The sequence below is a fragment of the Vibrio sp. T9 genome (assembly GCF_003123985.1).
Classification (GTDB): domain Bacteria; phylum Pseudomonadota; class Gammaproteobacteria; order Enterobacterales; family Vibrionaceae; genus Vibrio; species Vibrio diabolicus.
This window is the reverse complement of sequence record NZ_NIGY01000003.1, coordinates 235,185-260,314: the sequence shown is the minus strand read 5'-3', so window position 1 is coordinate 260,314 and position 25,130 is coordinate 235,185. Positions and strand designations below refer to the sequence as shown.

20 protein-coding genes are annotated in these 25,130 nt (G+C 46.8%); 10 read left to right on the top strand and 10 right to left on the bottom strand.

Going from position 1 to position 25,130, the window contains the following annotated elements; all coding sequences use genetic code 11:
- Together CBX98_RS08000 and CBX98_RS07995 are read right to left on the bottom strand one after the other, a co-directional pair.
- Window positions 1-1,317, bottom strand: coding sequence for a glycosyltransferase (locus tag CBX98_RS08000; RefSeq protein ID WP_172605941.1), 1,317 nt, complete (start codon window positions 1,315-1,317; stop codon window positions 1-3).
- Window positions 1,304-2,659: a diguanylate cyclase gene (locus tag CBX98_RS07995; protein WP_172605940.1), complete on the bottom strand. Its 1,356-nt coding sequence runs from the start codon at window positions 2,657-2,659 to the stop codon at window positions 1,304-1,306. The genes CBX98_RS08000 and CBX98_RS07995 overlap by 14 nt, the downstream gene beginning before the upstream one ends.
- Before the next feature lie 718 nt (window positions 2,660-3,377).
- Here CBX98_RS07995 and CBX98_RS07990 point away from each other — a divergent pair.
- A complete protein-coding gene (locus tag CBX98_RS07990) occupies window positions 3,378-4,946 on the top strand; it encodes a DEAD/DEAH box helicase (protein WP_109168923.1) in 1,569 nt (522 codons plus the stop codon).
- 105 nt (window positions 4,947-5,051) lie between these two features.
- Here CBX98_RS07990 and CBX98_RS07985 read toward each other — a convergent pair whose 3' ends face one another.
- Window positions 5,052-7,931 (bottom strand): Six-hairpin glycosidase-like protein, encoded by a 2,880-nt coding sequence (locus CBX98_RS07985; protein ID WP_109168922.1) that lies wholly within the window; start codon window positions 7,929-7,931, stop codon window positions 5,052-5,054.
- A gap of 220 nt (window positions 7,932-8,151) precedes the next feature.
- On the opposite strand from CBX98_RS07985, the gene CBX98_RS07980 reads away from it, so the two are divergent.
- Window positions 8,152-9,063, top strand: coding sequence for a LysR family transcriptional regulator (locus CBX98_RS07980; RefSeq protein ID WP_005392753.1), 912 nt, complete (start codon window positions 8,152-8,154; stop codon window positions 9,061-9,063).
- Here CBX98_RS07980 and CBX98_RS07975 read toward each other — a convergent pair.
- A complete protein-coding gene (locus CBX98_RS07975) occupies window positions 9,016-9,951 on the bottom strand; it encodes a LysR family transcriptional regulator (protein ID WP_005392751.1) in 936 nt (311 codons plus the stop codon). The genes CBX98_RS07980 and CBX98_RS07975 overlap by 48 nt on opposite strands.
- Before the next feature lie 199 nt (window positions 9,952-10,150).
- Between CBX98_RS07975 and grxB the strand changes: the two genes are divergently transcribed.
- Window positions 10,151-10,780 carry a glutaredoxin 2 gene (gene grxB, locus CBX98_RS07970; protein WP_109168921.1) on the top strand — a complete coding sequence of 210 codons (630 nt, stop codon included), beginning with the start codon at window positions 10,151-10,153 and terminating at the stop codon, window positions 10,778-10,780.
- Window positions 10,781-10,790: 10 nt separating this feature from the next.
- Window positions 10,791-11,915 carry an alkene reductase gene (locus CBX98_RS07965; RefSeq protein WP_109168920.1) on the top strand — a complete coding sequence of 375 codons (1,125 nt, stop codon included), beginning with the start codon at window positions 10,791-10,793 and terminating at the stop codon, window positions 11,913-11,915.
- Window positions 11,916-11,999: 84 nt separating this feature from the next.
- Here the strand turns inward: CBX98_RS07965 and CBX98_RS07960 are convergent, their stop codons facing one another.
- The 3 genes from CBX98_RS07960 to CBX98_RS07950 are packed head-to-tail and all read right to left on the bottom strand — an operon-like array spanning window position 12,000 to window position 14,386.
- Window positions 12,000-13,058 carry a zinc-binding dehydrogenase gene (locus tag CBX98_RS07960; RefSeq protein WP_109168919.1) on the bottom strand — a complete coding sequence of 353 codons (1,059 nt, stop codon included), beginning with the start codon at window positions 13,056-13,058 and terminating at the stop codon, window positions 12,000-12,002.
- Between the two features lie 4 nt (window positions 13,059-13,062).
- The gene (locus CBX98_RS07955) at window positions 13,063-13,575 is read right to left on the bottom strand and encodes a 2,4'-dihydroxyacetophenone dioxygenase family protein (RefSeq protein ID WP_005498134.1); all 513 of its coding nucleotides are present in this window, start codon (window positions 13,573-13,575) and stop codon (window positions 13,063-13,065) included.
- A 49-nt stretch (window positions 13,576-13,624) separates the two neighbouring features.
- Window positions 13,625-14,386 carry an SDR family oxidoreductase gene (locus tag CBX98_RS07950; protein ID WP_005392740.1) on the bottom strand — a complete coding sequence of 254 codons (762 nt, stop codon included), beginning with the start codon at window positions 14,384-14,386 and terminating at the stop codon, window positions 13,625-13,627.
- 131 nt (window positions 14,387-14,517) lie between these two features.
- Here CBX98_RS07950 and CBX98_RS07945 point away from each other — a divergent pair, with 131 nt between their 5' ends.
- Entirely contained in the window at window positions 14,518-15,519 is a 1,002-nt protein-coding gene (locus CBX98_RS07945) for an AraC family transcriptional regulator (RefSeq protein ID WP_109168918.1), read from the top strand.
- 64 nt (window positions 15,520-15,583) lie between these two features.
- On the opposite strand, the gene CBX98_RS07940 is transcribed toward CBX98_RS07945, so the two are convergent.
- From CBX98_RS07940 to CBX98_RS07930, 3 genes are all read right to left on the bottom strand, one after another.
- A complete protein-coding gene (locus CBX98_RS07940) occupies window positions 15,584-16,861 on the bottom strand; it encodes a TRAP transporter large permease (protein ID WP_005392736.1) in 1,278 nt (425 codons plus the stop codon).
- Window positions 16,858-17,415, bottom strand: coding sequence for a TRAP transporter small permease (locus CBX98_RS07935; protein ID WP_006741397.1), 558 nt, complete (start codon window positions 17,413-17,415; stop codon window positions 16,858-16,860). Before CBX98_RS07935 ends, CBX98_RS07940 begins: the two co-directional genes overlap by 4 nt.
- 132 nt (window positions 17,416-17,547) lie before the next feature.
- Entirely contained in the window at window positions 17,548-18,981 is a 1,434-nt protein-coding gene (locus CBX98_RS07930; RefSeq protein WP_080936811.1) for a PLP-dependent aminotransferase family protein, read from the bottom strand.
- Window positions 18,982-19,254: 273 nt separating this feature from the next.
- Here CBX98_RS07930 and doeA point away from each other — a divergent pair, with 273 nt between their 5' ends.
- From doeA to CBX98_RS07905, 5 genes are all read left to right on the top strand, one after another.
- Window positions 19,255-20,442: an ectoine hydrolase DoeA gene (gene doeA / locus CBX98_RS07925; RefSeq protein ID WP_005392731.1), complete on the top strand. Its 1,188-nt coding sequence runs from the start codon at window positions 19,255-19,257 to the stop codon at window positions 20,440-20,442.
- 54 nt (window positions 20,443-20,496) lie between these two features.
- Window positions 20,497-21,504: a N(2)-acetyl-L-2,4-diaminobutanoate deacetylase DoeB gene (gene doeB, locus CBX98_RS07920; protein ID WP_109168917.1), complete on the top strand. Its 1,008-nt coding sequence runs from the start codon at window positions 20,497-20,499 to the stop codon at window positions 21,502-21,504.
- A 332-nt stretch (window positions 21,505-21,836) separates the two neighbouring features.
- Window positions 21,837-22,850, top strand: coding sequence for a TRAP transporter substrate-binding protein DctP (dctP, locus tag CBX98_RS07915; RefSeq protein ID WP_053084244.1), 1,014 nt, complete (start codon window positions 21,837-21,839; stop codon window positions 22,848-22,850).
- A gap of 91 nt (window positions 22,851-22,941) precedes the next feature.
- On the top strand, window positions 22,942-23,421 hold the full coding sequence (locus CBX98_RS07910) for an Lrp/AsnC family transcriptional regulator (protein WP_006741393.1): 480 nt from the start codon (window positions 22,942-22,944) through the stop codon (window positions 23,419-23,421).
- Between the two features lie 155 nt (window positions 23,422-23,576).
- Window positions 23,577-25,097 carry an NAD-dependent succinate-semialdehyde dehydrogenase gene (locus CBX98_RS07905; RefSeq protein WP_109168916.1) on the top strand — a complete coding sequence of 507 codons (1,521 nt, stop codon included), beginning with the start codon at window positions 23,577-23,579 and terminating at the stop codon, window positions 25,095-25,097.
- The last annotated feature ends 33 nt before the right edge of the window (window positions 25,098-25,130 follow it).

Sequence of the window (25,130 nt, the reverse complement as noted above, 5' to 3'; positions counted from 1 at the left end):
CTAAAACTTTTTACCTCGCTTCAATACCCACCAAGGTGCCATACTCGACTCTTCATGACTTCTCCTCACAACTTCATTAACCATTGAGAAAGCGGTAATCAGACGCATGAAAAACTGGTAGACAGGGTAAAGAAATAACCATTTCGCTGACTTCAAATCCTCTTTTTTTCTCTCTGATACAAGCCCAATGTAGACAACAAAAATCAGAGCAGATAAAAAGAGGTAGACAAAATAGAGCATTAGCATCAACGCCAATACAAATTTAAGTGGATAGACAATCACCATGTACACGCTAAATATCACCACAAGCAGCGGCAATAAAACGTTTTGAATCACGCCATAAGCCAAAGTGAATAAGAAGTTTCCCCAACCAAGTAACCGTGGAGACAACCCTTCATTGTGTTTACGCAAAAACAAAAACAATAAATCGCCATCCCAACGCAACCGCTGCAATACCAAACCTTTCAACGTATCTGGTACATCAGTATGGCCGATGGAGTGCGTCGAAAAGGCCAACTTATTATCAGGATAACGACGTTTGTATTGCTTCAAGCGCATGGTTAAGTCGAGATCTTCTGCAGTATGCGTATCCCAGCCCCCCACTTGCTTAAGCAGGTTCTTCCGAAACGCTCCGAATGCGCCAGAAATGTTATTGAGAACACCCCATGTCGCCATCCCCGTTTTACCGGCTTGCATCGACAGCATGTACTCCAAGGATTGCATTTTGGTCAACAAGTTGGCGTTATGGTTGCGAACTCTTAACGCACCACCGCTCGCAATCACATTTTTATCCGCAAACTGTTTCATCATGGTGAAGACCATGTCGTTATCGAATGACGTATCTCCATCCACGTTAATGACGATTTCACCACTAGCCATTGATAAGCCGGCATTCAGTGTTGAAACCCGACCTCCTCGTTGCCATTTTGGCAGCACGCGCACTTTACGATTACGAACGCCTGCATGCCTTTTCTCACCATTTAACGCGGCTTGATAGGTATCTTGGTTTTGTACCGCCCCATCAACCACAGCAAGTACTTCGATATGACCTGGGTAAACTTGCTCAACTAACGTATCGATAGTGATCCCAATCGCGTCACCTTCACCATAACAAGTAATAACGAAACTCACTGAAGGGAACTGTTTTAATTCTGGATCTTCTTGCGCATATGACCAACGAAATATCCCTGTTAGCACCAGCAAATATAGAGGTAGCTCGATAATGATCATGACGGGAAACAGCAATAGCCATAACTCTTCGTTGTGAAGTAGCATACCTCGAAGATAGTCGAGCAGAACGAGACTATCTTGCAGCATAAATCTCACCCATCAGCGATTCCATCCAAACAGAAACACCGTCTTCGATGATCGGATCGGGCAGGTCCCAAGCAAAGACATCCAACTCAAACTCTCCGTCTTCAACAAGCTCACCCAGATCCGATAATTTTTGCTGTAAAATGGACAGGCTCGCGTTGGTCGTATTTGGCATTAGGACAAGCAATACATCCTGTTTGTACTGACAACAGATATCGGTATCTCTAAACAAGCCGCTAAGACGACGCGTCAGTTGATCCATCAATGAGAACAATTTTGCATCGCCATATTGCTTACCGTATTCATCGATCGTCGGTAAATGCAGTCCAAGTAGAAGGTGCTGTTCTTTGTGTCTCAGCGCGACTTTATTTAACCATGCAAGCAAATTTTGGAAAAAGCTGACTTCCACTTTGCCTTTGATCGAGAGCTCAGGAGCTTGAATGGACTTGCCGTGTTGGAAAATGTATTCACCCACTTCACCAAGTCGATATTGGTAAATTTTCCGGACAACAAGCTCTTCGACTTTGATCTTTGAGTCACAACTTAAACATTGACTGATCGTCGCCGCTTCAACAAATAAACTGGAGCAACTATTACAAACGTGGTTTTCAAGCGGGCGATCATAATCAACGCCGATATGGCGCAGCTGAGTCAAACATTTGGGGCACTCGAGCTTTCCACGGCGCTGAAAGCTGTGTTGTTCACCAACATGGCCACAAGTGAAGCAGTGCAAAGAGCTTTGAGAGTCGATATCGATGCTGCTGCAATCCGGGCACACCTCTACATAATTCAAGTGCCCGCTATTACATTGAGAACAAACACGAATTCTGTCGATCAGTACTTCCGCTTCTAATACTCCGCGACCTTGCTCTGAGAGCACGTATCGATAAGTCGAATAAATATCAGGAAAGAACATATCGATGATTGGGTACGAATAAACCGACATAGACTCTAAGCTTTTTAAAGCAGTCACTCTTCGCTGACGATTGACCCCAAGCCAACCAATCAAAGGGTCTAACACTTCCGGTTCATCAATGGCATCGAGCTTATTTTGAATAGATCGCCAAATTTTTATTGATTCTCTAACTTCAAATACACCGTCGGTAACGCATCGAGAATAAGGGGTTTCCACGGAGACATAAACCGCCCAAGACCAACGCCCTTTCTCCTGATAAAACGCTTTCAGAGCAGTATCTATTTGGTGTGGATCTTGATAAGCAATACACACCATGCCACCGAGTCCCGTTGCCACCTCATCAATATGATTAACCAAAACCATATCTTCAGCTAACTCACTGACAGGCTGTTCACCAACCCAGTAGAAATTGTTATTTATTGACGACATTTTATTAGTTCTCACAACCACAAAATTAATTCATAACATCAGAAATATAGAACTTGCAGTAACAAAGCACTCTAGGTAGACAAGCCTTGCCACCGTTAAATACAACAATAGAACAAATATTTAGAGAGCTTTAACTCAGGCAGTAAAAGCAGAAAGATCTCTGAATAAAGTGTGAAGGGGGCCGTGAGTAGAGAAATCGGATAGCAAAGCGCATAGTACAACCTTTTGTTAGCAAGCTGGGATAATAGTGCGATTTGATGCAGAATGAGATCCTTGCATTCACATCAAGCTCATTGTTTTATATCAGTCGATTCCTTTCTGCTCAGCATTTAACCATACCGACATGTATCAAATCTGAGACTTGATAATACTTTACTAACTAATTTCCATTAAAATTGAGTGGCAAAACACTGAATAACATTCAATCATTCTGATTATTTATCAAACAAGTATTTTTAAGCCGTTTGAGTGATTAATAATCACCATTTGTCTCGCTGTTTTTTCCGAAAGAACACGTAACACATTCAAACTACAGAATGAATCTACGTCACTTTTCTATGCTCTTTTTTGTTCAAAAAAGAAATGAGATCCAGTTCAAATATTTATCCACAACAGAATTAGTTGAAGCCAGCGCGTAAAAGCCTCAGAATGTCGCACTTTTCGTACCGATTTGTTTTCGGCGCGTTGTTATCTAACTCTACAATTGAGAATCATACATATGGGTTTTACCTCTTTAGGTCTATCTGCTCCAATCCTTAAAGCTATTCAAGAAAAAGGCTACGACACCCCTTCGCCAATTCAGGCAAAAGCAATTCCTGCTATTTTGGAAGGGAAAGACGTAATGGCAGCAGCGCAGACTGGTACAGGTAAAACTGCAGGCTTTACGCTACCGATTCTTGAGCGTTTATCGAACGGCCCTCACGTTCGTGCTAACCAAGTCCGTGCACTTATCCTAACGCCAACACGTGAGCTTGCAGCTCAGGTGCAAGAAAACGTGTTTATGTACAGCCGTCACCTTCCACTAAGCAGTGCGGTTGTTTTTGGTGGTGTGAAGATCAACCCGCAAATGCAGCGTCTTCGCAAAGGTGCGGATGTGCTGGTCGCGACACCAGGCCGCCTGATGGATTTGTACAACCAAAATGCGGTCAAGTTTGACCAACTGGAAGTGCTAGTACTGGACGAAGCAGACCGCATGCTGGATATGGGCTTTATCCGTGACATTCGTAAGATCCTAGCTCTGCTACCAAAACAACGTCAGAACCTACTTTTCTCGGCGACTTTCTCGGATGAAATCCGCGACCTTGCGAAAGGCTTGGTGAACAATCCGGTTGAGATTTCAGTGAACCCGGCGAACTCGACAGCGAGAACGGTTGAGCAAAGCATCTACCCAGCAGACGTGAAGAAGAAAGCACCGATGTTGGTTAAATTGATCAAAGACGGCGATTGGAAGCAAGTGCTGGTGTTTACGAAAACGAAACACGGCGCAAACCGTCTGGCGAAGTTCCTTATCGAACAAAACCTACCGGCTGCTGCCATCCACGGCAACAAGAGCCAAGGCGCGCGTACCAAAGCACTGGCGGATTTTAAATCGGGTGAAATTCGTGTGTTGGTCGCGACGGACATTGCTGCGCGCGGTATCGATATTCCTCAATTACCACAAGTGGTGAACTTTGAGCTACCTAAAGTGGCAGAAGACTACGTTCACCGTATTGGTCGTACTGGCCGCGCGGGCGAAGTAGGTAAAGCTATTTCACTGGTATGTGCGCTAGAAGCATCTGAGTTGTTTGCGATTGAACGTTTGATTAAAGAAGTGCTACCACGTAAAGAGTTGGAAGATTTTGCGCCAACCAATGTGGTACCAGAATCTAAACTGGATACTCGCCCAATCAAACCGAAAAAACCTAAGAAGCCGAAAAAACCAAAAGCGCCAAATGCTGCGGGTGAAAACGCTCCAGCAACCGAAAAGAAAGCAGGCAATGGTGCAAACAAACCTAAACGTCGCTTCAACGGTGGTAACAACGGCAACAAAAACAGCACCAATCAAGGTGGTGCGGGCAAGCCTAAAGGTAACCGTGAAGGCCAAGGTCGTGCACACAGTAAACCAGATGACCGTAAACCTAACGGCAACAAGCCAAATGGCAATAAACCGAATGGAAATAAACCAAACGGTAGTAAGAGTGGCAACGCTGGTAAACCGTCAGGTAACCGCAAGCCAAACAATGCTAAGCCTGCAGGAAACAAACCGTCAGGTCAGCGCCGTAAGCCTCGTCCGCAAACTGCAAACTAACCTGTAAACGGCCTCCGATAGCAAATACAACAAAGCCGCTGATAATCTCAGCGGCTTTGTTTTTCTTAGAACACAGTTTTTAGAACGCAGCTTTGTTAAAACAGCCTACATTAAAGGTGTGATTCGAATATCTGCGATTTGAGCTTCGTTCTTTTCACCCTCAATACCACCAGCGTAGATGTAGGTTTCATTCGATGTGAGGTAACTCATATTGAAGTGGTCCTTCAGCGCGATCTGATAGGTTTTCCCCTGCTCCAACGCCACTTCAATTGGCGTTGAGTAACGCATACCTTGGTTTTCACCAATATGGCCCATCTGCAAGTAACCTTGACCAACCACTTTACCTGCATCATCCAATACCTCTAACAATTTCACGGTGTTCGTAATGCCAGTATTAAGTTGCCCTAGGTTATTGTTGTACCAAGCATCGAACTGGTAAGTGCCCGTTACAGGAGCTGTAAACGACTCTGCACCCTTTACGATGCCACTGTTTTTGCTCACCGTAACCACTGAGACATTGTCTTTGAGTGGCTGATATTCGCCAGCAAGTTTGATGCGGCTCTCTTCACCGACACAAACTGGTTGGCTTGGGTTAGAACGGAAGCCTTTATCGTTAATGCTTTCAGCCAAATAACAAGCAAAACCTGTTGGCGTATCGGAATAAGATTGAGCAATCACGTTCTTTTGAATCAGCTCGCCATTGCGATACAAGTTCACGTTGTACTTGCTCGTCACGTCAATCGAAACCGAATTATCAACGCTTTTTACTACCAGTTTTGGCTCTTGCGGAGAATAAACGCGGCTGTCTTCACTCACATACGGTTTCACACCAGAAACTAAAGTAATGCTGCTATCTACATTCACAAGCGCGCCCAGTGTCACGTGGAAATGCCCCTCTTCGTCCATCGTGACATTTTCAACTGGGTAGTAGCCTGTTTCATCTTTGCTTACTTCAGGCAAGTCAATCGTTACCGAGTAGTTCTTTCCTTTGAAGGCAAAGTTTTCCAACGTGATTTGTTCAGACTGAGCCAACAAGTTATTGCGCACCCAACTTGTGATAAATGGCTTCACTTCCAACTTACCTGTTTCGGTATGGATGCCAAATAGGGTCTCTACCACCATGTTCAAGTAGCCACCCACAGACCAAAGCTGACGCTGAGAGTTAATCACTGGGCCATCCAAGCTCGGATCTTCGCCATGATCACTATGGATGATGAATGACTTACCAGAAAGCCACTCTAAGTTTTCCATGTTGGATAAATTGGTCGCTGTACCACGAACCAACGATTGAATGGCATTGTTCGCCGCAGCCACGTTTTGTGTTTGATGCGCGGCGCGCAAGCTGTACGCGGTAACAAATGGCCAAATTGCGCGGTTATGGTACACAGGCACATCCGGTTGTTGAGGGAAATAAACCGGCACGCCAAACTCACTGTGTGGGTAATTGGCCATGATTTGTTTCGCCTGCGCATCACTTGCCACGCCACTGATGATCGCAAGTGCTTCGCCCAACATGTCGTATTTGTCGACCGCGATGTCTTTGCCATTATCAAACAAATAGCTTACGTACATACCGCGTTCGGCATTCCAAAACTGCTCGTTGATAGCGGTTTTTAACTGCTCAGCCCAATCGGTGTATTTGACCGCGTTGGTTGAATCGTACTTCTCTGCCAACTTAGCCGCGAGCTGAATCGCGCGGTAGTGAACCACGTTTGTCGATAACGCTTTGCTGCTACCAATCGCATTGACATCGTTTGGCGTCCACGTTGAATACGTTTGCTCACGCCAATCGAGGAATGATTGCTCACCAGTGTATAAACCAGATTTCGCATCAAAAGCCGCCAGGCGATCGGCTTCAAGTGTATTACTGATGGCTTTATATGCGCGCTCAGCAAACTGGTTGTACTCTTCTCCATCCAATGCCGAAAGTAAGCGTTCTGCACCAAGCGCCCAAGTCGTGCGGTCGGTACTGATTGGCCAGCTGCCGCCAGTGCCCGTGTCTTGCACAATCTGCTCGCCATCATATTGCTGATCAGTCGTGTCGCGGAAAGCAGACAATTTAAAGTTAAGACCATTTTGCACGCGAGTTGGATTCATCAAAGCAAGCGAAAGATCTGCTGCGTACGCCAAATCACGCGTCCACACGTAATGCCATTTCGCGCCCGTCTCAAAAACTTCCGCTTTGATTGGGTTGTTGTAGTTGTAATTGCCATCTTTGATTTCAGAAACAGCAAGCTGGTCTAGCTCTTTCATCGTCAACGCAAACAACGCGTCAAACGCGACATCACCCGACACCACTCGCGGCCCTGTTTGTTCATTAATCACTAAGCCTTGGTCGAGCGCATCACGCAATTCTGTCGTCGTTGAAATACCAAATTCACGCTGCTTGGCTTTTGGGTCTTTCACCGAGAAAATCACGGTATCACTCGAGTCATCGTAATTGGCGAACAGTTTCACTTCTTTACTCTGATGCCCTTCATGCACCATTGCAGGGTCGAGAATCGCATCAGAGTAGTATTTTTCCGCTTCTTCTTGCGTTGCTTTTGTCACAGTCATTGTCGCGCGACTTTCATCGGCAAAGCTCACAGAAAACTTGTAATACCCTTTGTCTTCAAACGTGATCTCAGAGTTGCAATCATCGTTCATACACGCTTCATTTGTGTCTGGTTTTGGCAGGTACTCCTGAGCTTTATCGAACGCCGCGGGCTCCTCAAAATAGGTGTATTGGATCTGCCAACCCGGATCAGCAATCTTGAACTGATTGCTACCTCGAGCGACGCGCAGTACGGTTTCGTACTCGTTATTACCCAAATAGTTTAGCTTGGCATGCTCTGCCGTGCCCCAATCCCCATTTAAACCACGTAAATATAAGTCGGCTGAAATAATTGGTTTGTCGACCTGCACAGGCGCATCAGAGGAATCTGACCCACACCCAGCAAGACCAATACAAGACGCGACAGCAAGCGCAATAAAACTCGGTTTCATGTTCATCCCTTAGATTGTTGTTTTAGCGACAGTCTAAAGAACACCCTTTTGAGGGGAAAATAGGAAGTCAGGAGCGAGCTATAGATAACATCTATACGTCAAACCCCAACAGTGATGTAGATCTATGAAATGCGCATAATTTCAATCAAATGAGATTACAGATTTGTGATTTATAAATGAAATTGTGCAAAATACCCCTCGTTATTAGAGGGGAAAGAAAATGGACAAATCTCTGCAGCAATTTTTACTGGTTGCACGCTGCCAAAGCATCAGTGCTGCGGCAAGAATGGCAGGGTTAAGCCAGCCAACGGTAACAAGCAATTTAAAGAAGCTAGAAGAGAATCTCGGCGTGACGCTGTTTGAACGTCATCCTAATGGCATGGTGTTGACCGAATACGGACGCATCCTCTATCGCCATAGCAACGCGATGCAGCATGAATACAACCAAATGATGCAAAGCATTGATGAACGGAAACAGTACCAAGTCGGAAAAATTAAAATGGGTACTGGCGATGCGTGGTGGCCGCTGTTCGTCAAACAAGCTCTCAATGAACATCTGACCAAGCAGCCATCGGCATCTACGCACGTCGAATTTGGCAACCACTTAGGCTTGATGGATTCATTAATCAACGAACAGATTGAATTCTTCATCGGCCACGAGATTGTCGGCTTGTCGTCTAAATGCGATGTTACGTTTATTCCGCTATTTCAAACGGTTGATGCCTATTTTGTTTCCCCAAACCATCCACTGCTAGGTAAAACCGTCACCGAAGAGATGCTGCACGAATACCCTGCTCTTTCGGTCACTTATGACGCTAAGAAATTCGCTCACGTCATCGATAACCCAATCCCGAAACAAAATGAACGCGAAAGGCAGCAACTGGATGATAGACCGACTTACGAAGTGGATTCTCTGCTCGCCAGTATTGATGTACTGAAAGAAAGCGTCGCGGTGATGTCTTATACCGGCCACCTGAAACCGTATTTGGAATCCTTTGGCTTACGATGCTTAACCATGGAAAACGAACCAAACCCTGGCACCGTCGGGATTTATCGCCACCGCCGAGAAACTTCTGAATCGCATCTAGATCTGATTGCTGGTATCACTCAGCGCGCTAAATTGCTCAACTAGAAAGTCCAAAAAAAGGCGAACTCTTTTCGGTTGATATTGGCGGCTTTGATAAATGACATGCAGATCCGCTTCAGCGCCTTGCGAAAAGGCGCTGAAGTTTTTCATATACCCATCCAAAACCGTTACTAAACGTTGTTGTTTTAGGTCTTGCTGAATATCTAAAATCGATTTCAACGCAATCCCCGCACCGTCCAACGCCCATTGTCGAATCACTTCACCATCATCAGAAAAGCGCTTTGGCGTGACCGTGATCGTTTGGTGAGACTCTTCATCTTTAAAGTGCCACGTTTTTAATTCTTCATTGCTGCGCACCATGGCTAAGCAGCGATGATCCGCGAGATCTTGTGGACAGTTTGGGACACCTTGCTTCGCCAAGTAATCAGGTGACGCGCACAGCACGCGTTGACTCGACGCCAGCTTGCGCGAAATGAGATTGCTGTCCGCTAACTCGCCGTAACGAATCACCAAATCGAGCCCCGATTCAGCCAAGTTCGACAAATTGTCATTAAGATAAAGATAAGGCGTCACATCCGGATATTGCTCAGAAAAAGCCGACACCATCGGCGAAATAATTTGTTTGCCAATATCTCGTGGAGCTGAAATTTTCAACGTTCCGCGCACTTGCGAAATACCCGTTTGCAGTAAGTTTTCCGTCTCTTTCACGCTATCAATGATGTTCAGACAAGCTTGATGGTACATTGCCCCTGCGTCCGTGAGTGATACATGGCGTGTGCTTCGGTTGAGCAGCTTTACGCCATAGCGTTCTTCTATCGCTTGCAACCTTGCCGTTACCGTCGCCGGAGATAAACCTAACTCCCTTCCCGCCGCCGCCAGACCTTGATGTTTAACGATGCTGACAAACAACGTCATATCCGAAAACTTATCCATCTTCGCACCCTTATTATTTGGAAAAACTGAATAATCAATTCAGATATTACCCAATTATCAAATTAAGTCGAATCCATATACTGACCCTATCGACATTGTTTAGACCCAGAACGTTATGTGACAGGGAAAAGTTAAACGCCGTAACGCTGTTCAACGCACAACAACACGCCCTGCCCAGCCAAGAGATAGGAAACAAAAAATGAAACTGTACATTTATGAACATTGCCCCTTCAGCGCCCGCGTCCGTTTTGTTGCAGGCATGCTGAATATTCAGCTCGACGTCATCAACATCACGTATGACGACGAGAGCACCACCACAAACATCATCGGCGCAAAACAAGTTCCTCTTTTGATCAAAGACGATGGTGAAGCCATGGCGGAAAGCTTAGACATCATCAACTACTTCCTTGAATTGGCATCTTCCAATGAAAGCAGCCAACCCTCAACACCGGTTTTAGACTGGCAAAAACAAGCGTTTTTACCGCTACAAAAAGTCGGGTATCCGCGTTGGTCAAACATGACGTTACCGGAATTTGCAACAGAAACCGCGAAACAAGCATGGCGTGCAAAAAAAGAAACCGAAGCGTTAAATTTTGAAGCCTTGATGAACGATACACCTGCGATTGCGAAAGAAGTTGCCACTCTGATAGAACAAACCAAACCCTTGCTCAACCTAAGTTCAGAAAAGCAAACGTCACTAGTTGATCAAGCCATTATGTTCTCCATTCTACGCGGTTTTTTCAGTGCACCCGAAGTGCAATGGGATCCAGCCGTACTTCACTGGATGGCAACCGCTCGTAAAGCGACCAACGTGCCAGTACTTATCTGAGGAGCGCAACATGAAACAAAGAACAAATAAGCTGTTTGAACCAGCTCAACTGAAAGCGTTGTCACTACAAAACCGTATTGTCATGGCACCAATGACTCGCGCACGCACCACTCAGCCGGGCAACATCCCGAATGAGATGATGGCAACGTATTATCAACAGCGCGCTTCTGCCGGGCTGATCATTTCCGAAGCCACACAAATTTCGGACGATTCTCAAGGCTACTCGTTCACCCCTGGCGTTTACACCGATGCGCAAGTGGCGGGCTGGCAAGGAGTGACCCAAGCGGTCAAATCACAAGGTGCAGCGATGTTTTGTCAGCTATGGCATGTGGGCAGAGTGTCTCACCCAACATTCCAAAATGGTGAACAGCCTATCGCGCCATCTGCGCTCGCTCCGGTAGAGACGCAAGTTTGGATTGCAGATGAACAGGGCAACGGCAATATGGTCGGTTGTGTTGAGCCTCGCGCCATGACACAAGCGGATATCAACCGAGTTGTCAGTGATTTCGCGAACGCAGCCAAACGCGCCATTGAATCGGGTTTTGATGGTGTAGAAATCCACGGCGGGAATGGGTATCTGATCGATCAGTTCTTAAGAACCAACTCAAACCATCGAACAGACAACTACGGTGGTTCACGAGAAAATCGTATCCGTTTTCTTATCGAAGTAGTGGATGCAGTTATCGCCGCTGTTGGTGCGCATAGAGTTGGAGTGAGATTGGCACCGTTCATTACGTTTAAAGATATGGACTGCCCAGATATCGTGCCAACAATCTTGGAAGCATCAAAGCAACTACAGGAGCGCGACATTGCCTACTTGCACTTGTCCGAGGCCGATTGGGCCGATGCACCAACGATTCCCGAGACGTTTCGAATCGAACTTAGAAAGCGCTTTCGCAACGCTATCATTGTCGCAGGTCGCTACGATCCTCAACGAGCAAACGAAGTATTAGAGAAAGGCTACGCGGATCTTGTCGCATTCGGACGGCCATTCGTAGCAAACCCAGACTTAGTCTCTCGCTTGCAGCATCACCATCCGTTGGCAGAACTCGATGGCTCAACGTTGTTTGGCGGAAACGAACGAGGCTACACCGATTACCCTGCTCTGCAACAGGAATGCACAGAACAGGCCTAACAAAAAAAAGCCCCAACCTAGCTGCTACGGTTGGGGCTGTCACCAAACTAAACTTGGTTTTAGCTAGCTTAATCTGGCTAAGAGTTAAATCACTTCTAACGCGCCGCTGCGCCAAGGTTCGATAACGACTTTGATGTGATCATTTGGCGTCATTAGCTGTCTAAACGCATCTTCCACACCATCGATTCCTACTTTGGCGGTAAGCATTTTCTGCCAAGGCAACTTGTGTTCGGCAATCGCTTGTAGGCATTGCTCAAACTCGTGCGGTTGGTAGTAGTAAGAGAATCTTAAATCGAGCTCTTTTACCGTCGCGTAAGCGTAGTTAATGGTCGCTGGAGTCGTATGAATGCCTGATACAACGATTCGTGCTCGAGCAGGAGCACGGCGCATGAAATCATCAATTAAAGTATGTTTGCCAACACACTCATAAATGACCAAACGTGAATTCATTGCGTACTGTGCCCCGACGGCGATCTCGTCTTCCTTGGTCGGGTTGATCAATCGATTTGCGCCAAACTCGCTGGCAAGTTGCAGTTTCTCTTCCTGAAGATCGACCGCAAGAATATTGCTGACGCCACGTTGTTTCAGTGCAGCAATCACAGCTAGCCCTATAGGACCGCAACCGACAACCAGCGCTGTTTCTTCCGTTTCGATTTCACTGCGATTGACCGCGTGCAAACCGACCGCCAGTGGTTCGGTTAACGCTGCCGCTTCAGACGGCATTTCGTCGGGCACTGGCAGTAGGAGCGCTTCATCAAGTAGGCAATACTCAGAGTAAGCGCCGTAAGTACCCGGAGTGACACCAACGCCTGCGCCATTTTGGCTGAGCAACATCGGCACAGACGTGACTCGGCTACCAACGGGCAACGTTTGCTGCGTATCGGCACCGTATTCGGCAATTTCCGCACAGAATTCATGTCCCAACATCACTTGAGCGTGCTCACCTACTTCATCAGGCATCAACCCGAGTTGGTGGAATACATCAAACACCTCATCCACGTGTCGAGTAATGTGAAGGTCGGAGCCACAAATCCCACAAGCAAGGCTGCGAACCAACACTTGTCCTGCTGCGGGCTGGGGTATTTCGACTTGCTGCAGGCGGACACGGCCATCTAGCATTACGATACTGTTCATCTGTTGCATGAGATTACTCCGCAAGATCATCACTCAGGCCAGCAATCGCACCCGGCTTGATGTAGCGTGCAGTAAAACCTTGCGCTTTGGCGGCGGCAACCACCACTTGCTCAATCCAACCTGCGTCCATGATGTTGAGGAAGTTACCCTCTTCGTCAAAGTTAATGTTCGCACCTTGGATCACCATAAAGCCATCTGCACCCCCCGACTCTTCTGGACAATGGAAGGTATGAATCGAACCACCTGGCTCATATAAATAGCTACCTGCGGTTTGAACTTGGTCTGGGTATTCAATGTAGTGCCAAGCACCGCTTAGGGTATAGAAGTGCACCACACCAGTGTGGAAGTGCTTAGGTAGAGTCACGCCCGGTTTGAACTTGGCGCGAATCACCCACGTACCGTTTTCTGGGTCAAGAAACAGCGGGTAAACATCAACACCCGGTAGCGCGTCTTTGATGATCGACTCTTCATTCGTATTAAGAGTTAATAGGAAATCTTGATGCTGAATAACTTCTGGTAATGACATAACTTACATCCTCACTATTGCTGTAATTTGGCGTGCTCGCCTATTCCATCTATCCCATGAGTGGGTACTTAAAATTCTCGAAACCGTCAGATGCGCTAATGGTGCAGCCGTTGATACAGTTTGCTTTTTCGCTGACAAGAAACGCTACCACGTTGGCAATCTCTTCTGGTTGCGTGAAGTTTTGGCGCATCTGTTCTTTGCGGATGTGGTTCCACAAGCCAATCTCTTCGTATTGCCTTAACATCGGAGTATCAACGCGTCCCGGAGCGACCGCGCACACACGAATATCCAGAGGCGCCAACTCTAGAGCGGCACATTTGGTCATCATATCGACTGCGGCTTTGCTGACGTTGTAGGTAAACGTCATCTCGGAGGCCATTTGGGCGTAAACGGAAGAGGTATTGAGGATCACGCCCGGTGTCCCTTGCGCTTGGAATTGTCGTCCAGCGGCGAGAATTCCATAGTAAACGCCGTTTTGGTTGACTTTAGAGATAGGCTCAAAGTCGGCGATAGGATCATGTTCAAGCAGAGGTTTCGGTGCGCCGATGCCTGCATTGTTGACCATGATGTCAAGTGAGCCAAATTGTTCGACCGCGTACTTCACCATGGCTTCGACTTGTTGGTAATCGGTGACGTCCGCAACAAAGGTTTCCAACTGCTTAGAGCCAAAACTTGCGTACATTTGCAGTGATTGCTCTGAAATATCGACAGCAAGCACTTTGGCTCCTTGCTCTCTTAGCTTTGCAATAATAGCTTGCCCAATTCCACCCGCAGCGCCAGTCACGATGGCAGTTTTATTGATAAGTTCCATACAGCTTCTCATCCATGCGTTGTTGTTATCGAAATGTAACTTAGATCAACTCACTGGCACTCACTTGACCTTTTACGAAGTAAATTTGATATATTACGATTTACAACCTGTTAACATTTTAAAATCGAGACATGTATATCGTACGAAGTGGCGCTGCCGATAAATTTGATAGCTTGGTTTCAGAATTAGGTCAGAATCCGCAAGAGATAATGGCCGCTGTTGGCCTGTCTGCCGCGCAGTTTCGCGATCCCGATACGTATCTCGCTTATCCAAGATTGGCTGAATTGCTGGAGGAAGCGGCTGCTCGTTGTAAGCAACCGTTGTTTGGTGCGTTACTCGCCGAGCGCCAAAACCTGCAAAGTTTAGGCGATTTGCCGATGCTGGTTTCTCGTGCTGAAACGGTCGGTGATGCATTGGCGCGGGTGAATGATTATCTCTATTTGCATTCGTCAGGCGTTACTCTCAACATGACGCCACAAGATGATTGGGTACGATTGTCGCTCAATATTGATGTGAATAGTGACCGCGGTATTGCGCAGTTGATGCAGCTCAGTGTGTCACACTTAGCCATGTTTATCGCCAGTTTGCTCGATATTGAAGCAAGCCACTTCGCGCTACATCTGACTCAACACGCAACCTTGGAAGTAGAGCAAAGCAAGTTTGCTCAGCAGAACAAACTGCGTTTTGGTGATAAGTTTGACGGAGTATTGCTCAAAGCCAACCTGCTCAACGCTAAGAATCACCAAGACGAAGACGCACTGGATCGCCACTTTCAACAGCACCTCAAGTATTTACAAACCCGCTATCCTAACAATCTGAGTGATCAAGCAGCGAATATGATTGGTCGTTTGTTGTCGACGGGAGAATGCTGCGTGGAGCGCGTTGCAAGAGCATTAGACCTGCATCCGAGAATGCTGCAAAGCAAGCTAAAGCAGCAGAGCACGAGTTATCGACAGCTGTTACAACAAGTACGACAGGATTTTGCCGAGCAGCGTTTAAGTGAAAATATTCAGAGTATAACCGATATCGCTTTGCAACTGGGCTATGCAGAAACTGCGGTGTTCAGCCGCCACTTTCGCAGTTGGACAGGAAAGTCGCCCAGCCAATGGAGACTGGAGAACAGAATAAGTTGAACCAGTTTGAGAGCATAGATTAAAAAGCCGCCGATATTCAGCGGCTTTGAGCGTTTCGTCGATACTATCGAAACGCTAAATCACGTAAGAAAAGTGAAATCGAAGGGAAGAAAATCAGCATCACAGAGACCAAAAGCAAGATGAACACAAACGGTGGTGTGCCGCGAATCACTTCTACATAAGGGCGTTTAAACACGGCAATTGCGGTAAAGATGTCGCAGCCAAATGGTGGTGTTGCAGAACCTATCGCAGCTTGCAAGGTCACGATGGTGCCGACCAGTACCGGGTCAATGCCAGAGGACTTAATCACAGGTGCAAAGATAGGGATCAAAATCAGCATCACTACGATTGGATCAACGAACATACAACCAATAAAGAACGCAATTGAAATAACGACCAGTAACTCGGTCTGCGAAAGATCATTAATCCCGATCATACCCAACAATTCTTGCGGGATCTGGGCAAATGAAATTACCCAAGAAAAAGCAGCCCCTGCTGCGACTAAGATAAATACCACCGCGGTAACCATGCCCGTAGAAAGCGCGATTTCGCCAAGCTCCTTCCATTTCACTTTACGGAAGATAACCATTTCTAATAACACAGCGTACAACACCGAAACCGACGCCGCTTCGGTAGGGCTAAATACTCCAGCATAAATACCGCCAACAGTAATGATCGGAAAACCAAATGGTAAAACCGCTTTACGTATTGTGGTCCAACGTTCTTTCCAGCTTGCTCGCGGGGCATTTTCTACAGAGCTTTTGCCTGCATAAAAATAACAGTAGGCAGAAAACATCAATAAAATCACGATCGCCGGTCCAATACCAGCAATAAACAGCTCAGCAACCGATGTTCCAGACACCACACCATAGATGATCATACCGATACTCGGTGGAATAAGGAGCGCTAAGTCAGAGGCGTTAATAATCAAAGCCAGAGCAAAGCTGTCTTTGTAACCATACTCCAACATTTTCGGTCGCATAATAGAGCCAACAGAAACAACGGTGGCTTGTGTAGACCCAGATACCGCACCAAACATCGCACAGCTAAGCGATGAGGTGATCGCCAGACCGCCACGAACGTGCCCAACAAACGCCATTGCGACATCTAGCAAGCGCGTTGCTGCCACGCCTCGGGTAATAATTTCTGCCGCGAGAATAAACATCGGTACTGCGATCAACGCAGCGGGTTTGATGCCAGCAAGCATTTGCTGGATCATGAAATCTGGCCCCAGACCAAGAAAAACAATAAATCCCAACATGGTCGCCGCTAATAGCGGTACCAACATCGGAAATCCAAAAGCCAACAACGTGATCATCGTTGCTACAAGAGCGGTCGTCATAGCGCTTTCTCCTGCTTAGTGGCAGAGCCGATGCCATCTGGTCGAGATGAGCGTGAAAGCTTTGTCAGCATTATGAAACGTTTGATATGGCGACTACCCACACGCGCGAACTGAACCGTGCTAAAGAAAAGGCCAATCGGTGCGATTAAGTACACCCAACTCAAAGGTACTTGCATTGCAGGAGAAAGACGCCCCATTTGGCTCACCTTGCCAATGTATTGCCACGAATACCAAGTTAGCACCGCCACCAATGCGGCGGTGAGTAAATAAATAATGCCGTTGGCTAAAGTTTGTATACGCTTTGGAAGCATATCGGTAAATGCCGTCATACGGATATGGCGAGATTGGCGGGCAGCATAACTGCAACCAATAAACGTGACGGCAATAATGAGGAAATAATTGAGTTCTTCTGAAAAGTAGATGCTTTGGCTAAAGAGGTAGCGCCCTAACACGTTAGCAATTGAGTTCAACGCAATAAGAAGCACCGAGCCAATGAGCAGTGCCGCCTCCGCTTTCTGTATATATTTATCTAGCCACTGAAAAATCCCTTTCATCCGCGCTGCTCCTGATCAACAAAAATGTTAATGAAACGTTATCTTTTTCATGACAATCAAGTCAATCAGGTGAATAAGAAAGATTTTCTGAACTTGGCGCTTTCGCAGAAAAAATTGGTCAGAGCATACTGCTCAGACCAAAAAGTGAGAGGTTGGAGGGTTTGTATCGAGAATTTCTGCAATCACAGATAACCCATGCTTAATGTAACCTCGATTAGTCTCTGCTCCCAAACTGATTCGCACGTAAGGCATTGGCTGATTAGTATCGAGAACAAAAGGTTTATACCCCGTGATCTGCACCCCAGAACGCTTAGCCGAAGCGACCAGATCATCACTGCTCCACTGCTCGGGTAACCTCAACCAAATGTGCTGACCATTAGGGTGTGAGCTATAAACATGCCCTTCTAAGGTGGCTTTTGCTATTCGCTGGCGCTTGGCAAATTCATTGACTTGAAATCGAACAAGTCGATTTAATGTACCGTTTTCGATCCACAAATGAGCGACTTCAAACGGTAACGGGGTCGCAGACCAACTCGTCGCAGCTAAACGGCCAATCGCATGCTGCAAAAAATGACGTGGGACCGTTAAATAGCCCGTACGCATACCTGGCGCTACGACTTTGGTTAAACTGGTGACATAAAAAGCCTGCTCGGGTAACAGTGCGGCGAGAGGTGGGACACGATTGGGCTCTAGTGCCCCATACACGTCATCTTCAATCACGTAGATCTCATACTGCTTCGCAATATTTGCTATCGCCTCTCGGCGCGAAATGTCCATATGCGCACTATTCGGATTGGCCATGCTCGGTGTGCAACACAGCGCCTTGATTGGTTTGTGTTTACATGCCCATTCAAATGCATCCGGCGTGATACCAAACTCATCCATCTCAAGCGGCTGCAACTTAAATCCAAGCATTCTTGAGCGAGAGATCAAGCCATGATCGACTAAGTGACCACAAGCGACTAAATCACCGTGTTCAACAACAGTGCTTAAAGCCAAGGTCAAGCCATGGCATGCACCATTTGTGAGTAATATTTGATCGGTACCAACGTCTAACCCTTGGCTACTGAGAAATCGCGCTCCGGACTCAATATGATGAGGCTGACCTGTTACTGGCTTTGCTTTACTGATCAAACTGCGATTGTTTGTTTGCCCAGCAATTTCCATTAACGCCTGATTAAAAAGCGTAATGTGGCGATCAGTTACTACCGGATGAGCGATCGACATATCAATTTCATCCGGCGTTTCTTTCATCTCTTGCGTCAGCATGAACTCCGTGTCCGTGCTTTCATCCACAAAGCCTGATTTTACAAACGTACCGTTTCCCACCCAAGACTCGAGCGCACCTTTTTTCTCTGCATAACCATATGCATGACTGACTGTTTGTACGCTCACGCCAATTTGCTCCGCAAACTCACGATGTGTGGGTAGTCGAGTACCGGGTTTTAGGTAACCACTGCGGACACATTCGACAAGATAATTGCCAATGGAGATGTACTTAGCGGTGCCTGGGCGAATGATCGGGTTCAAAGAAATTGTCATGACACAATATTTTAATTGATTCATTTTTAATGCTCATTGTAACTTCAATTTAACAAATGGCGAGTTTTTAGCCATCAAATGCGGTGTAATGCACAAAAATGAGCCACAATTGTAATGATTGACATGAGAAATATAGATTCAACAAACATATTAAATGGCATCGTTTAATCCAAACCCAGCCGCAGTGGTGAGTTGCAATAGTTTTTAAACGCAGGTCTGGCTGACCTGGTGGAAGGTAGAAATACCTCAACGTCTCCGAAGGCCCATAAGGCGTCGGATTTTTAACAAGGAGAAAATATGAGAGGCGTTGCTTTGCATTTTACACTGGATGAATTCCAGGACCGATTAACAAAAGTTCGGCAGTCGATGGAAGAACGAGAGTTGGATGTCCTTATCATTCACGATCCTTCTAACATGGCATGGCTGACAGGTTATGACGGTTGGTCTTTTTATGTCCCACAATGTGTCGTTGTAGGATCATCTGGCGAGCCTGTTTGGTTTGGGCGCTGCCAAGATGCCAATGGGGCATACAGAACTGCGTATATGTCGGCAGAAAATATCACCTACTACCCAGACCATTATGTAATGAACCCACCATTACACCCAATGGATTTTCTGGTAGAAGCGGTACTCGCCCCGCGTCTTTGGGATCGCGGCCGTATCGGGGTGGAAAAAGATAACTATTACTTTAGTGCCACTGCTTACGAGTCACTCACCACGCACTTACCGAATGCTCAACTTCTCGATGCAACCGGGCTAGTCAATTGGTGTCGCGCCGTTAAATCTGATCAAGAACTGGCTTATATGTACCGCGCAGCTCGCATTGTTGAAAACATGCATCGTGTCGCGTTCGATATGATCGAGCCAGGATTGCCGAAACATCACCTTGTCGCCGAGATTAACCGCCAGGCAGTACTTGGGCATGAAGATCACTTTGGCGATTACACCGCGATCGTACCGCTTTTGCCATCTGGTTCTGATGCTTCTGCACCTCACCTAACGTGGGATGATAGGCCTTTCAAAAAAGGCGAAGGTACTTTTTTCGAAATCGCTGGCGCGCATCGCCGTTACCATTGCCCACTCTCTCGCACTATTTTTCTTGGGGAACCGGACGACAAATTCAAACGTGCAGATGAAGCATTAACTTTAGGTCTCGAAGCAGGCTTAGAAGTCGCAAGACCAGGCAATACTTGCGCCGACATCGCCAACGCATTGAACCAGGTTCTCGATAAAGCAGGATTCTCACGTGAAGGCGCTCGCTGTGGTTACCCAATTGGTCTGAGCTACCCTCCTGACTGGGGCGAACGAACCATGAGCTTGCGAGACACCGATAAAACCGTATTAAAAGAAGGCATGACATTCCACTTTATGCCGGGGCTATGGTTTGAAGATTGGGGGTTAGAAACCACCGAAAGCATTGTGATCACCCGTGATGGTGCAAAAACACTGTGTGATTTTCCACGCCACTTATTTGTTAAACACTAATTTTTCAAACCGTAAGTTCTGTTGAACTAGGCTTAAGAACAAAAAGGACTCGATATGCAAAAGAGCTCGATCACAGCCACCGTAGACTTTGACCGAGAAGGCGTGCAGCACGGCTTTTTAGCGCTGCCCTATTCCCATGATGACTCCGCTTGGGGAAGCATCATGATACCTATCACCGTGATCAAAAATAGTCACGGGCCAACGGCGCTGCTTACTGGCGGTAATCATGGTGATGAATACGAAGGTATTACCAGCCTGCTTAAATTGGCAAACTCGCTTCAAGCAGAGCAAATCCAAGGTCGCGTCATTATTGTGCCAATGATGAACTTACCTGCGGTACAAAATGCCTCGCGCACATCGTCTATCGATAAAGGGAATTTAAATCGCAGCTTTCCCGGAAACCCTGTAGGCTCAGTGACCGAAAAAATCGCGGATTACTTTACTCGTTACTTAGTACCCATGTGCGATTTTGCGTTAGACATTCATTCAGGTGGAAAAACGTTAGACATCGTGCCTTTCGCCGCAGCCCATCGTCTCGACAACCTCGATCAAGAAGAAGCATGCATCTTAGGTGCGAAACTGTTTGGCGCACCTTACACCATGATCTTGCTCGAAATGGACGCCACCAGCCTGTACGACACCGCAGTGGAATCTCAAGGCAAAATCTTCGTCACCACAGAGCTCAGAGGTGGCGGAACCAGCACTCCAGAAACCATCGCTTATGCCGACCGTGGTATTCGTAACTTCTTGCGTTTTTCGGGCAACTTATCAGGTGATTACGAAAAACCAACCCTGCCAACTAGGTTGCTTGATATGCCCGATGCAAGTTGCTACGTGCAAAGCCAGCACAACGGTATCACCGAATACTTATTTGAGCTTGGCGATACCATCAAACAAGACGATGTACTGGCAAGAATCTATTCAACCGAGCGTACAGGGAGCGACCCAATCGAATACAAAGCGCAGCGCAGTGGGATTTTTGCTGCACGTCGTTTCCCTGCCATGGTCAACATTGGTGACACGGTCGCCGTAATTGCCGAAGACTGTGGCGAATTAAACTAACTCTTACTAGGGCGTATTGACCTTTCGCGGTTAAATTTTGTTCGAGGTAAAATCGTTTTAGGCGCGGCGAAGACTATGCAGCCTAGTCATTCTAAGCAAATGGTCTTCAACAAAGCATAAAACGATTTTTGCGGGGGCGCCTAGCTCGAACCCTTCGGGCAGCCTTTGTGGTTCATTTCTACTGCGTTATCGGCTTTTTATGCAGGCCACCCACAAATCGCTGCAAAAATCAGCTCGAAAGGTCAACACGCCCTAAACACGACACAACATCGGGTCTGGTGTATCACCTGCCGTTGGTGAATTGACTCACAAACTGATTAAGGAAGAAATGGATGAATCCGATGAAACACAGCTACCTAACGAGTGCCGTACTGATCGCTGCCAGCTTTGCCACCAGCAATGTTTATGCAGAGACGTGGAAATTCGCTCTAGAAGAAGTCAAAGGCTCGGTGCAAGATGCTTATGCGCAAGAGTTTAAAAAGCGCATCGAAAATGCAACCGATGGCGACGTCACAGTGGAAGTCTATCCATACGGCACATTAGGTCAGTCAGAAGATCTTACCGAGCTTACTGCGAACGGTATTATCCAATTTACCAACGCATCGCCAGGTATTTTTGGTTCATTCGTGCCCGAAATGCAGGTTTTCTCCATCCCTTACCTCCTTTCGCAAGACAATGATGTGAATAAAAAAGTGCTGAGTTCAAGCCCTACTATCTATGACACACTCGGCGGAAAGCTAGAACAGAAAAACCTCAAACTTCTCACTATGTATCCAGAAGGTGAAATGGTGTGGACGACCAACCGTGAGATTCGTTCTCCAAAAGATTTTGATAACTTCAAAATACGCGTGATGGCATCGCCAATGCTGGTTGAGGCTTATAAATCGTTTGGAGCCGACCCTACGCCTTTACCCTACTCAGAAGTCTATGGCGCTCTGCAACTTAAAATGATCGATGGTCAAGTAAACCCCGTTTTTGCTATCGAAGAAATGAAGTTCTACGAAGTGAATGACTACATGATCTGGGCAGGACAACAACAATTTACTACTACTGTCATTACCAACAACAGCTGGTTCGAAACCCTCCCACAAGACCGCCAAGATCAGGTCAATAAAGTCATCGCTGGTATGACTGACTTTATATTTGAAAAACAGGATGAGTTTAACCAAAAACGTCTTGATCAAATTAAGCAAGCAAAACCAGATATGCAGATGATCAAACTCGACAGTGACGAACGTGCAGCATTTAAACAAGCCTCTATGCCAATGCGGGACAAATACATCGAGCTTACAGGCGACAGCGGTAAAGCAGTGCTGAGCTCACTGGAACAAGAGTTCAATCAATAACAGAAAAAGGAGTGGCCTTCGGGCCACCTTATAGCGGTTGACCAGTCATCAACTATTCTGAACTGATTGGTATTTTACAGGGAGACCAATTATGCGCCTCGATCGCTACGACGTAAAAATTCTACAAATACTTCATGACAATGGCCGTATTACCAAATCTCACCTTGCCGAGGCCATTAACCTATCCGTGAGCCCTTGCTGGGAGCGTGTCAAAAAACTGGAAGAAGCAGGCATCATTGAAGGCTACGGGGCAAAAGTAAATACCGATGTTTTGTTCAAACGAACGTCGGTCATGGTTGAAGTTACGCTCAAAGAGCACAGCGCCCAAGCATTCAAACGTTTCGAGCAACTGGTTCAACACTCACCAGAAGTCACTGATTGTTATGCCACAGGCGGCGGTGTCGATTACATACTCAAAATTCAGTCGGAAGATATTGATCAATATCAGCGGCTTATCGACAACTGGTTAGAGTCAGAGGTGGGCATTGAGCGCTACTTTACTTACATCGTGACGAAAACAATCAAACGTGATGCAGGCACATTAGAAGTGAACCAAAACGCCTTGTTCTAAAAGGGAAAATACGCTTAAAAGACGACCAGAAAAATCACCATATCTAACGGTGTGGAAAAGAAAGTTTTGATGGTTTAAACCTCGGCATCAGAAATTATTTCGGTCACTTCTCCATTACAGTTTAACTATGGACAACGACGCTGGGAGAAGGACTCATGACAGCACTGCACAGCTTACATGCTGAGGAATTAAAAGCCTCGCACGACATGATGGCGATAATGAAAGACGTACGTTTGGTGAGAGGTTTAGCGTACATAAATGGCAAATGGGTAAGTGGTGACCAATTTCATCCGGTGGATAATCCAGCAGATGGTACGGTCATCGGCTACATCACCAAGCTATCTCAGCAACAACTCTATCAAGCGATTGATGAAGCCGACCAAGCCTTTCGTCAATGGCGAAAAATGCAAGCAGAAGAACGGGCTGAAATTCTCATGCGTTGGCACGATCTGATTTTAGAATCAAAACAAGATCTTGCTCGTTTGATGGTTATGGAGCAAGGCAAAATATTAGGTGATGCTTTGGGTGAAATCGACTACGGCGCATCCTTTGTTCGCTGGTTTGCAGAGGAAGCACGCCGCAGTTATGGAGAAACCATCCCAAGTCATATTCCGAATGCGCAGCTATCGACGGTACGCGAGCCGATTGGTGTCGCAGCTCTGATTACACCATGGAATTTTCCTAATGCAATGGTCACCCGTAAAGCCGCCGCAGCATTAGCTATAGGCTGTCCGGTGCTCATCAAACCTGCCAGTGAAACGCCTTTCTCCGCATTGGCCTTGGCAGAATTAGCAGACCGAGCTGGCTTTCCACCTGGTGTATTTAACGTGATCACTGGCGATGCGGTGATGGTGTCACAAACCTTGTGTCACTCCGATAAAGTCAAAGCACTCTCGTTCACAGGTTCAACTCGAGTGGGTAAGTTGCTGCTGCGCGACGCGGCACAAACCGTGAAGAAGTGCAGTATGGAGCTCGGCGGTAATGCCCCTTTCATCGTGCTGCCAGATATGGATGTCGAGCAAGCAGCCAAAGCCGCCGTGGATGCAAAGTTTCAAACTGCAGGACAAGACTGCTTGGCCGCAAACCGTATTTTCGTCCCCGAAGATAAGTACGAAGCGTTTTTGGAAGCGTTTGCCAAAGAAATGAGCCACATCGTTTTAGGCAATGGTTTAGATGAAAAAACCACCATGGGGCCGCTGATCAATCGCACTGCGGTGGATAAAGCGCATGATTTGGTGCGTGACGCACTCGACAAAGGCGCGCGATTGGTAGCGGGATACCACCAGCCCGTACCAGGCGAAAACTTCTTCGCGCCGACATTGCTAGCCGATGTCACCCCTGATATGGCGGTGTATCGCGAAGAGAATTTTTGTCCTGTGGCAGGCGTGTTGCCTTACCAAGACTTAGATACCGTGATTGAAATGAGCAACGACACTGAGTACGGCTTAGCTGCCTATGTTTATGGCCACGATATTCACCAAATTTGGCGCTGCATGCGTGGTTTGGAATTTGGCATGGTGAGCGTGAACTCCGTCAAGATGACTGGCCACCCTATCCCATTCGGCGGCGTGAAACAGTCAGGGCTTGGACGAGAAGGCAGTCGCCACGGCTTTGAAGAATACAGTGAAATCAAATACTGCTGCTTAGGCGCTTTACCAACCGTCAGTGGCAGTTAAGGCACGAAATATGGATATCCAATTATTCGAGGA